This window comes from Dyadobacter endophyticus (assembly GCF_014641595.1).
GTDB lineage: Bacteria > Bacteroidota > Bacteroidia > Cytophagales > Spirosomataceae > Dyadobacter > Dyadobacter endophyticus.
Map to the genome: position 1 here is coordinate 675,091 of NZ_BMIA01000001.1, position 11,140 is coordinate 686,230.

Below are 11,140 nucleotides of genomic sequence, written 5' to 3' on the forward strand. Positions count from 1 at the left end.
GTTCCAGTTGCTAACTTTGACCCCGCTTTTATTAATTCCTAACCATCGTTCAATGACCTTAACTCTACGTTCTTTTTGCTGCGTTGCCCTGGCCTCGTTCCTGCTGCTCAACTGCGTGGGCAGAAAGCAGTCTACGCCCGCCGGCAGCCAGCTCACCAGTGCCGATTCCCAGGGTAAAGAGCTATTCACAACGCACTGTGTTGCCTGCCACAATATGGACCAGGAGGAGATTGGCCCTCGACTGGGCGGAATCACAAGCCTGCTATCGGAAAAAGAGCTCATTGCATTTATCAAAAATCCTATCCATGCCATAGAATCGGGCAACGTACGGGCGGTGAGCCTTTCGAAGCGGTATAAGATGATTATGCCTCCGTTCGACTTTTTAAAGGACGAGGAAATTCGCTCGATCCTGGGGTACATTGCATCAGAGACCAGCCTGCATCATCTTGCGCCGATGGAAGTAAAAATCGACACGGGTGCTTCCAATGCCCGGTTGGGCCAGCCGGTCATTAAAACCGGTCTGAGAATCGAACTGGAAGACTTTGTGACAATCCCGCCATCCAGCGAAAAGATGCCCCGCACGCGTATAGCGAACATGCGCCCGCACCCGTCGCAAGACGGTACGCTGTATGTGAGCGACCAGCGCGGTCTTATTTACCGGATCAAAGGGAAAGAGGTAACGACTTTCGCCGATCTGAGACAAGACGTAGAAAATTTTGTCAACGAACCTGGCTTGGGAACCGGCCTGGGCAGCTTTGCATTCCATCCGGATTATCTCAGTAACGGCTTGATATACATTACCCACACGGAGCCATTCAAAGGAAAACCCGCTGACTATTCCTACAATGACACGATTAAAGTAGCATTGCAATGGGTGGTGTCGGAATGGAAAATGGATGATGTGCAAAGCCCCGTTTTTAAAGGAAAACGAAGGGAATTGCTGCGGATCAATGTGCCTAATGTTGTCCATGGCACGCAGGATATTGGCTTCAACCCGGAGGCCGCCAAAGGGGATAAGGATTATGGCTTGCTCTATATTGGTACCGGCGATGGCGGCTCCACGATCAGTAAGCATCCCGAACTTTGTCATAACCTGCATTCTCTGCTCGGGACGATCATCCGTATCGATCCGTTCGGGAATAATAGTAAGAACGGGCATTATGGTATTCCGTCTGACAATCCGTTTGTCGAAGATAAGGCCGCTACTTACAAAGAAATATATGCATACGGTTTCCGTAATCCGCACCGGTTGTCGTGGCACAGTGGCAAGCTGTTCAGCGCAGAGGTGGGCGAGTCTAATTTTGAAGAGGTGAATGTGATCGTTAAGGGCGGCGATTATGGCTGGAATGTGCGGGAAGGAAATTTCGGGATATCTTCCAAAGACCTTAAAAACGTGTATCCACTGCCCGAAAATGAAACAGGAAAGTTCCAGAAACCCTTTGTGCAGTACGATCATGTCGATGGCAATGCAATCAGTGGCGGATATGTTTACGAAGGCCCGATCGCGGCATTAAAAGACAAATACATTTTCGGGGACATCGTCAATGGCCGTATTTTTTACGCCAACATCGATCCGAAATTAAGCGATCAATCGGTATATGAGCTAATGATTGTCCGGGGCGGCAAAGAAACCAACCTGGTCGAAATGTCTGGCTCGAAGCGGGTAGATATCAGGATTGACTACGACCGTTTTACAAAAGAGCTGTATATCATGACTAAAAGCGATGGCAAAATCCGGCGTGTTGTGAAGGCATATACGTTAACTCAGCCCTGAAGTCGCTAAATAGCTGGCAGCGGCCGCTAAATAATTGAATTGTCTTGATTCTCAATGAGCTTTGTTTCTTTGCAGCCCTCATTAAAACGAAATCAGGACAATTCTTATGGCCAATGTAAAAACAGTACTCGACCAGTGGTCTGTAAAAGACCTCGAAGACAATTCAAGCATTAATGTACTCGTAGAAGGCTGTACCGAGCTTGGGAACAACGCGCAGCCGGGCGTGCAGATTATTTGCATGGGCCAATACGTTACCTACGAACCCAATATTGTAGAACAATGGGCTTACAAAGCCAGTAAGCAGGGAATTTCGGACTATTTATTGGAAGACAAATCGTGGACTTACCATGAGGACCAGTACGTCAAATACTTTCTGGTGCTGGGTAGTCCATTGAAGGCGCGTATTACGGTCAAAACGCGTAGCTCCAAACCGAACACGAAGGAATATGAACTTCCATTTGACGTCTGATCCGGAATACACAAACACACACCGAAACTGAAATGATCAAGTTTACCTACCTCGGCCTGCTGGGCATCTTCTCACTTATTGTGCTGGCAGCCATAGTATACTATCTCTTCAAACCCACCCCGACCGGCGATAGCTCGGTTGGGTGGGCGATCGGGATCTTTTATTTGGCCGGCTTGTTCGGCATACTGCTTTTAGCATTGCTTTTCTGGAAAAACAAGACTGTGGGCCTGATCATCCTTTGTATCCCGCTGTTGTTTTTACTGCTACCTGCATTGAAAAGCCGCGTGCGCGATCTCTATGCCTGGCTCCCGTCCCCGCGCAGTACGCAGCTGACATTACATATTGCGAATAACACGCAAGCGCTTGTAAATGTGAAGCTTGAATGCTGGTTTGGAAAAAAGGAGGGTGAGCAGCAATCTTTATACAAAACACTTGAATTTACCTCAAAACCGCTGGCCGTTAATCAACACTTATTGTCCGATTACGACGCGCAACTGCTTTCGTCCAAATCAGCATTTGTCCGGATTGTTTTCTTCGAATGTTTGCAGGAATCTGGCGATGGTTATTCCTACGTCCGTGAAATCCAGCCGTGTATGCAATACCGTGACGTCGCGACCGAGGCTTTCCAGGTGAGCGACTTTTTGATTGCCATTGACGGTGAAAAGAATTCGGAGGCGTTTCGGGCGGAGGTGAGAAGGTTGAAAACAGATAGTCTTTACAAGAATGGTGTGTTCTGAAATTCCAATTAAAATCCCATGCAATTAACTTTATCGAAAGTAATACCTTCTCCGCTCGACCTGCATTTGCAGTTGGCGCGCACGCTTGAAAAAAGAGGTGCTTTTCTGCTCGCCGACCGTTGGGAGATATTGCTTCTTCACCCAAGCGGAACCTTGGAAGTGATATGGCAGACTACCGACGAAAGCGTTGCGTATCAATGGAGAGGCTTCTTCGATAACAGGCTCGACGATTCGCTTTACGACGAGATCAGGCAATTGCCGAACGGCTTCCAATGGCTGTCAAAGCAAAACTACCTGCGAATTGAGGCATCTGACATTTATAAAGCCGCCAGAGTTACGCCAACAATATATGAAGGGCGCGATGGAATAATTGTTGTTTTTGCAGGAAAGAAAATTTCGATTTTGAACGTGGAAGAAGGAAATGTCAGCGAGCAGACTAACACAAAAACGAAAGGCAGGGACCTGATTTGCCACGCTTTGCATCCCCGGCAAAATTTGATTGCTTATGGTACCAACCACGGCGAATTATTTGCTCAGCCATTTGATCAGGCCGAATTTGGGAAAACTATCAAAATTGACCAGCTTCCAAATACGTGTTATCAGATTACCTTCACTGCGGACGGTAAAAAAATGTTTGTTGGCGGCTTGGGCTACCTTAAAGTGTTTGATTACGATGGTAAGGTTTTTACCGAAAATGCATCCATCTCTTCTGCACTCAGATCTTTCGAGCTCGTCGAAGACTTTCTTGTGCTCAACAAGGGAATGCACGGCATCGATGTCATTCAGGCCACAGATAAACTGCAACGAGTGGCTTCACTGGATTTACCATTTTCGATCGACAAAATGTTTTATCTCGCGTCACGAAAAGTCTTTTTGCTAACTTCTGGTACGACGAATGAGTGGGCATTGCTCAACTGGACAACCTGATCATAAATAAATCTTCACCATCTCCCGCCAATACCTCGGCCGGTGCGCCTCGTCATCCCAAATGTAAAACTGGTGGGGCACGCTGATCTGATGCAACGAATCGCTCAAATGGCGGTTGTTGTCCAGGAAAGTATCCTCCCGGCCGATCACGAGGGTGATCTCCATTTCTCGCAGTTGTCGGAGCAACCCCGGATCCGAAATGCCCGGCACGAAATGGTTCGGCATATTGAAATAGATGTTTTCATCGAAATAGCCGTCGAACAGATCGGCGAAAAAGGGGAGGGGCTGCGTGAGGTCGTAGCGGGCGCTCATACCGACGACTTTGGTGAAAAGCGCGGGGTGTTTCAGTGCAATATTTACAGCATGGTACCCGCCCAGACTGCAACCAGCTGCCACCAGTTCCTGGTGTTTGTTTTGAATACGAATAAAAGGGATCACCTCATCGAGGATGTATTTTTCATATTGAATATGGCGGACAATGCGCAATGGCGGGGGAGCGTCGGAGTAAAAGCTTTCGCTGTCGATGCTGTCGACACAATAGACCTGGATGCTCCCAGCCTCAATCTTTTCCTTCATGGCCTCGATCACGCGCCAGTTTTCAAAATCATAGAAATGTGCCGACCGGGTCGGGAAAAATATCACCGGAATACCCCCGCGACCAAAGACGAGCATTTCCATAAATCTGTCCAAAGTCGGGCTAAACCATTTGTGATAAGTCCTTTCCATGAAAAGAGGCTTGTTTAAGAAGTTTTTTGAAGTGTTCCGTTTACGGCATAGATATTTTCAATAATCACTTTCTTCCAGATTGCATAGCCATCCGAGCTCAAATGCAGTCCGTCCGCTTCAAATAGCGATTTGCGCGGATAACCCTGGTAATTCACCATTAAGGGAAAAATATCGATATAATGCTGGTTGGGGTCCCTGCCGATTTCCTCCCGGATCAGTTCATTGGCGCCCTTAATGGAATCGATGATGTCCCAACGCTGCAAGCTGGGTTTTATGGATACAAAAAAGCATGGAATGTTCCCGTAACGTCCGCGTATCAATACGATGAGCTGCCGGTAGAACAATAATACCTCTGTCGGGTGACGCCCGTCGCCCAGATCGTTATCGCCGGCGTAAATAATGATGCGTGTCGGATCGTTCACGGTGGCCATAATACGTTCGAAGAACCAAACGCATGCAGCGAGCGTCGAGCCGCCAAATCCCAGATTGACCGGCTTCAATTCCGCAAAATCTTGATACAAACCCGTCCATAATGTAAAACTAGAACTCCCATAAAAGATCGTGTCAGGCTCGTAATTTAACGTGTATCGTTCTTTTTCTACTCTTTGTACTTCCTCTTCGTACCAGACCATATTTTCCTGATTTTCGGTAGCGCACTGATTGTGGGTGCTAAATTGTAAAAATAAGCGTGCCAAATTAACATATGGTTAAATAATGGTCAACGGAATGAAAATATCAAAATTTCAGGCAAATCGGTTGGGAATTCGTCTGCTGACTACAAGGAATGTAATTTTTTATAAATCGGTTACAACCATCGGTCCGCCTTCTGTTTCTCTGCATTATATTAAAAACTACTATTGGCATGAAAAAGACGATTTTACTCGCATTAATCTGTATCGCAGCCATTTCCTGCGACAAGAAGGACGATGCTGCACCGCAGCCTGACCTGAATCCGGTCAGCCTTTCCTATCAAAAGGCAGCAACGGTCCGCACTTCCGGAAGTGATTTGAAAGTTGAGCTCAAAGAGGTGAACGACAGTCGCTGTCCCATCAATGCCGATTGCGTTTCGGCTGGAAGTGCAAAGTTGGTGTTCGCAATCTCCGACGCTTCGAATCAGGTGAATGTGAATTTAGAATTCAAGGGCGGTTCCAAAAATGAACAGGTGTTCAGGCTGGGCGGAACAGAGTATGTGCTGACCGTCTCGGAGGTTCTTCCTTACCCCGAACTTCCAAAATCGCCCAAGCTTGAAGATTACAAAATCGCAGTATCCATCGAAAAAAAGTAATAGATTCAGATTTGGTGTGAAGTGCAGCAAAAGGAGCCAGGACTGTCCTGGCTCCTTTTCTCATTTTTGATCCCACAAGTGCTCCCAATGCAATTTGTTTGTAACTTGAAGACTTCAAAACCCATTAACCATTCAATGAAGCATATTTTTTCAAGGCGGGAGGCACTGGCCGGACTGGCCGCAGCTGGTGCTGGACTGGCATTGAACCCGTTTTCTTCCTCGGCAAAAAACGATCTGAAAATGATACTGGAAAGAAAGATCCCGTCTACCGGCGAGCACCTGCCGGTGGTAGGCTTGGGCTCATGGCAGCAGTTCGACGTTGGAGCGGGCACTGCCGAGCGTGCACCATTGAAGGAAGTTTTGCAAAAAATGCAGGAAATGGGTGGCAAGCTCATCGACGCCTCGCCTATGTACGGGCGCGCGGAGCAGGTACTCGGCGATCTGACCACGGATTTGAAACTGAATGACCGGTTTTTTTTCGCCACCAAAGTCTGGACAACCGGAAAACAGGAGGGGATCGACCAGATGAATGCCTCGTTGCAGAAAATGAAGCGCAAAAAAATCGACTTGATGCAGGTACACAACTTGCAGGATTGGGAGACCCACCTCAAAACGCTGAAAGACTGGAAAGCAGCAGGGAAAATCCGGTACACCGGAATCACGCATTATACCGATGCTTCCCACGCGCGCCTGGAACAGATTCTGAAATCGGAAGATATCGACTTCGTACAGTTCAACTACTCCATACGTTCCCGGAATGCAGAAAAGAGCCTTCTCAAAGCAGCAAAGGACAAAGGTGTAGCCGTGATTATCAACGAGCCTTTCGAGCAGGGTGCATTGTTCCGTGCAGTGAAAGGCAAGGAGCTGCCAGCCTGGGCCGGCGACTATGATATCAAAAGCTGGGCGCAGTTTTTCCTGAAATACATTGTCAGCAACGACGCCGTCACGTGTGTGATACCAGGCACTTCGGATGGGAAGCACCTGGTCGACAATCTCGCCGGCGGTGAAGGGCGCCTGCCCGACGAAGCTGGCCGCAAGAAGATGCGCGAATGGATTGCGGGAATTTAATTATTCCAATGCAAAGGCTACATACTGGTTGCCTTTTTTTGTTCCCAACTTGGTTCCGCCGCAGGCAATCACCACATATTGTTTTCCATTTACTTCATAAGTAGCGGGTGTAGCAAACCCGGCAGCCGGCAATTGTGTTTCCCAAAGCAATTTGCCGGTTTTTTTATCAAATGCCCTGAACTTCCCGTCCTTCGTAGCAGCGATAAAAAGCAGTCCGCTGGCGGTGACCACCGGGCCTCCGTAGTTCTCCGTACCGGTAGTCGGTACGCCTTTTGCTTTGAGTAATTCTACTTCTCCGAATGGTATTTTCCAAAGAAATTTGCCTGTGTTCAAATCGATTGCGTTCAGCGTACCCCACGGTGGCGAGATGGCTGGCAGGCCGTTAGCATCGAGAAACTTGTTGTAGCCAGTGCTTTGATATGGCAAGTATACTTTTTTCGAAACCGGTGTTTCAGAAACCGCTTCCACCTTTTCATCGCCAAACAGGAATGAAACCAGCGCCTGTTTTTCCCCGGCAGTCAGCATGGTGAAGCCGGGCATCATACCTTTGCCGGTTGTGAGCAACTGGTTCACAAATGCCTTATCGCGGCGCGCGCCAATGTCGACCAGTGAGGGATAACCGCTTTTTGCATTGCCTTTGCGTTGAGGCCCATGGCAGGTCACGCAATAGGTGGTGTAAACCTTTTCGCCGGGACTCAGGTTGGACAGCTCGCTTTCTTTCGGCGTATCTTTCATTGTCAGAATCCACGCCATTTCATTGCTGTTTACATACAGAATACCCTCGTTCGGATCGGCCGCCGCCCCGCCCCATTCCGCGCCGCCATCGAAGCCAGGCAGTATCACCGTACCTTCTTTGCTGGGCGCCGTGAAAAGTGCTTTTTTGTAGCCTTTGAATTTAATCTTCAAAGAATCTCGGTCGGGTGCGTGAATGCTGATATCGTTCTCGGTCAAGGTATAGGCTTGCCGCGCATACGGTGCAGGCTTGCTCGGAACTGGTTGGGTTGGCCAAGGATATTCGCCGGGTAATGCCGTTTTAGGAGCGGCGACTTCCTTGATCGGAAATAGAGGCTTGCCTGTTACGCGGTCGAAAATGAAGATATACCCCTGCTTACTGACCTGCGCCACGGCGTCGATTTTGCGGGGCTTGCCATCAGGGCCGGTTTGTGTTACAGTAATCAGGTTGGGCGGCGCAGGAAGGTCGCGGTCCCACAGATCGTGATGCATGGTCTGGTAATGCCAGAGGCGCTTTCCCGTACGTGCATCGAGTGCGAGAAGGCAGTTCGCAAACAGATTAGCACCTTTGCGTTTGCCGCCATAAAAATCGTAACCTGCCGAACCTGTTGGTACATATAAAATGCCTCGTTTCCGATCGATTGCAGTACCTGCCCAGTTATTAGCTGCGCCGGTGAATGTGTTCTTGTAAGCATCCGGCGGGAAGGTCTCGTAACCGAATTCACCGAGATAGGGGATGGTGTGAAAAGTCCAGACGAGCTTGCCCGTCCGTACGTTAAATGCCCGCAGGTCGCCGGGAGCCGCATCGGAATCTTCCGAGAGCCGCAATGGCATCACGATCAGATCTTCAAAGATCGTCCCGGGCGTGTTGGAAACCATGTATTTGTTTTTGGCGGTTTCGGGAAGGCCTGTGTGCAGGTCAATGCGTCCGTTATCGCCAAAGCTCTCGATGACTTTGCCCGTGCCTGCGTCGAGCGCGTACAGATGAGAGCCCATTGCGTGCAGGATGCGTTTGTCGTTGCCATCTTCCCAATAGGTAAGCCCGCGGCTGGTATTCGAGCCGTTTTTGGATTTGTCTCCAAAAATCCAAAGTTGCTTGCCGGTTGCCGCATCGAGTGCAAATGCCTGCACCCCCGCGGTTACGCCATACAGCACGCCATTCACCACGATAGGGTTCACCTGCGTTTGCCCCGAATCAGGCATGGACCAGGTCCAGGCTACTTTCAGGTTCTTGACATTATCCTTATTGATTTGTGTTAATGCCGAGTAATGGTTGCGGTCGGGGCCGCCGAGGTATTCGCGCCATTCACGTTTGTCGTCATCTGGGTCAGGCAAGGTTTGTGCGCCAGCCAGTAGCAATGCCAGGCCGCCGATATACCACGATAAGGGTTTCAACATAAAAACTTAAAATCAGATTAGGTAAAGAGCTATTCAAAACGGGCATTTACGGTGATGCCCGGCCAGGCATCGGTACGGAATGCGCTGGCAGGAAAGCCGTCGGCATTGTACAGGTTGGCCTCTTCGGGCGCATCCGACCATGCGTAGCGCACCGCTGCGGGTTTACTCACTTTCGGGCTTGATACTACGACCTTATTGCCCTGAATTTCCGCTTTGGCATAATAAAATACCTTATCGTCGCCCGCAATTTCGAAGCCCTTCAAATAACCGTAGCGGTCCTTGATGGTTAGTCCGTTTTCCGCATTTTTGAATGAAATAACAGCCTTGCTGCCATCAACCTGCATTTGATCATAAACCGGAGAGGCGTACGGGATATTCTGGCCGTAATCGTTTTTTAATGCATTGGTAGCCAAGCGGTGCGCCACGTCCTGTTTGTTGGTCGGGTGAATGTCGTTGGGATTACCTACGTCGGTAGTGACGGCCATACCTGTTTTGGGGAGGCTCAATGTCAGGTTTTGCGCCTCTCGGAGCTCGGCCCAGCCGCTTCCCTTGTTGCTATCGCGGTCGGTGCCGAAGCTTGATAACTGTACCCAGTAAAACGAAAATTCGTCATTCCAGCGCTTGCGCCAGTCGTTGATCATCAAAGGGAACGACTGACGGTACTGGTAAGCACGCCCCGCATTGCTTTCGCCCTGATACCAAAGCGTACCACGGATCGCGAAAGGAAGCAAAGGCGCGATCATCGCGTTGTAAATAGTGGTACCTACATTGTTCATCAAATGCGCGTATTCGTGTTTTTCGGCAAATGCGGGCATTAGGTACCAATCCTTGGCAAGGCTCGTTTTGCGGTTTCCGTCTTCCAGATAAAGGTCGTTGGCCGAACCCATCAGTCCGGGTCCAAACCATGCTGCGCTCACCATATTCCCGGTTTTGATGGTCAGGACATTCTTACCTTCTTTCCAGGTATTCGCAGGAATCTGGATTTTACGCGAGCCTTTGGCTGTGCCTTCATAGACCGGTTTGCCATTGACATAAACCTCGACAGGCCCATCGTTTTCAGCAAGCGACAGCGTTGTCTGCTTCGATGCCCAATCCGATGCGATCGTTACTTCTTTCGCCATATATCCTTTGCCCCGGAAGCCCATCAGACCCTTCCAGTCCCATTGCCCGACGCCGTCGGCTGTTTTTTGCCAGCTTGCAAAATCTACATCCGGCGAAAGGTATTTCTTCTCATCTTCCCAGGTCGGATCGTAAACTGCATTTTTGAAAAGCTGTTTTTTGAGTTTTTTGTCCATAATCACATCCGCTTCTTCCCAGGTTTTGGGCAGATTCTGGGCATAAGAGTGCAGTTCATCATTGCCCAGCATGGCTTCCTTACTAATCCAGCCTTCGATCTGGGAACCGCCCCACGAGGAATGCAGGATGCCGATGGGTATATTCAGTTTTTGATAGAGCTCCCGGGCAAAAAAGAAGCCAACCGCGGTAAAGCCGCCTACCGTCTCCTGGCTGGCAATCTTCCATTCGCCGGCTTTCAGGTCCTGCTCGGGTTGGAGTGTCACCTCATGATCTACGCGAAAATGTCGTATTTGCGGGAATTCGGCATTTTTGCGCTCTTCTTCAAAGTTTTTAGCTGCCGAAACGGGCCATTCCATATTGGATTGTCCGGAGCAAAGCCACACTTCGCCGATAAGCACATCGTTCACTGCGGCATTCCCAGATTTGGCGCTTACCTGTAACGAATGCGGCCCGCCGGCTTCCAGGGGTTTGAAGCTCACCTGCCATTTTCCAGAAGCGTCTGCTTTCACATCCATCGTTTGCCCGGCCAATGCCACTTTTACTTTTTCGCCAGGCTTGGCCCATCCCCACACCGGAATAGGTTTCTGACGTTGCAACACAACGTGATCGGAGAACAACCGGGCGAATTTGACTTGGGCAAACGAAGAGGTTGTGCAGGCAAGCAGCAGCAGTAGTAGTACGCGTTTCATGAAGAGCAGAAATGTTTTATGGTTACCTATAAATGCCGG

The 11,140-nt window shown here is 49.3% G+C and carries 10 protein-coding genes; 6 read left to right on the plus strand and 4 right to left on the minus strand.

Annotation, left to right across the window (positions count from 1 at the left end; translation table 11 throughout):
- Nucleotides 1–52: 52 nt before the first annotated feature.
- From IEY24_RS02815 to IEY24_RS02830, 4 genes are all read left to right on the plus strand, one after another.
- The gene (locus IEY24_RS02815) at nucleotides 53–1,774 is read left to right on the plus strand and encodes a PQQ-dependent sugar dehydrogenase (RefSeq protein WP_188928427.1); all 1,722 of its coding nucleotides are present in this window, start codon (nucleotides 53–55) and stop codon (nucleotides 1,772–1,774) included.
- A gap of 106 nt (nucleotides 1,775–1,880) precedes the next feature.
- Nucleotides 1,881–2,243: a hypothetical protein gene (locus IEY24_RS02820; protein WP_188928429.1), complete on the plus strand. Its 363-nt coding sequence runs from the start codon at nucleotides 1,881–1,883 to the stop codon at nucleotides 2,241–2,243.
- A gap of 32 nt (nucleotides 2,244–2,275) precedes the next feature.
- Nucleotides 2,276–2,980, plus strand: coding sequence for a hypothetical protein (locus tag IEY24_RS02825; protein ID WP_188928430.1), 705 nt, complete (start codon nucleotides 2,276–2,278; stop codon nucleotides 2,978–2,980).
- A gap of 18 nt (nucleotides 2,981–2,998) precedes the next feature.
- On the plus strand, nucleotides 2,999–3,907 hold the full coding sequence (locus tag IEY24_RS02830; protein ID WP_188928431.1) for a hypothetical protein: 909 nt from the start codon (nucleotides 2,999–3,001) through the stop codon (nucleotides 3,905–3,907).
- Here IEY24_RS02830 and IEY24_RS02835 read toward each other — a convergent pair whose 3' ends face one another.
- Nucleotides 3,908–4,633 (minus strand): esterase family protein, encoded by a 726-nt coding sequence (locus tag IEY24_RS02835; protein WP_188928432.1) that lies wholly within the window; start codon nucleotides 4,631–4,633, stop codon nucleotides 3,908–3,910. It abuts the gene before it with no gap.
- A gap of 14 nt (nucleotides 4,634–4,647) precedes the next feature.
- Nucleotides 4,648–5,265, minus strand: a complete 618-nt coding sequence (locus tag IEY24_RS02840) for a GDSL-type esterase/lipase family protein (RefSeq protein WP_188928434.1) — start codon at nucleotides 5,263–5,265, stop codon at nucleotides 4,648–4,650.
- A gap of 230 nt (nucleotides 5,266–5,495) precedes the next feature.
- On the opposite strand from IEY24_RS02840, the gene IEY24_RS02845 reads away from it, so the two are divergent.
- Both IEY24_RS02845 and IEY24_RS02850 read left to right on the plus strand, forming a co-directional pair.
- Nucleotides 5,496–5,918 (plus strand): hypothetical protein, encoded by a 423-nt coding sequence (locus tag IEY24_RS02845; protein WP_188928436.1) that lies wholly within the window; start codon nucleotides 5,496–5,498, stop codon nucleotides 5,916–5,918.
- 135 nt (nucleotides 5,919–6,053) lie between these two features.
- Nucleotides 6,054–6,986: an aldo/keto reductase gene (locus tag IEY24_RS02850; RefSeq protein WP_188928438.1), complete on the plus strand. Its 933-nt coding sequence runs from the start codon at nucleotides 6,054–6,056 to the stop codon at nucleotides 6,984–6,986.
- Here IEY24_RS02850 and IEY24_RS02855 read toward each other — a convergent pair whose 3' ends face one another.
- Complete coding sequence (locus IEY24_RS02855) at nucleotides 6,987–9,116, minus strand: outer membrane protein assembly factor BamB family protein (protein WP_188928440.1); 2,130 nt, start codon at nucleotides 9,114–9,116, stop codon at nucleotides 6,987–6,989. It lies immediately after the preceding gene.
- 29 nt (nucleotides 9,117–9,145) lie between these two features.
- Nucleotides 9,146–11,101: a sialate O-acetylesterase gene (locus tag IEY24_RS02860; protein ID WP_188928442.1), complete on the minus strand. Its 1,956-nt coding sequence runs from the start codon at nucleotides 11,099–11,101 to the stop codon at nucleotides 9,146–9,148.
- Nucleotides 11,102–11,140: the final 39 nt, after the last annotated feature.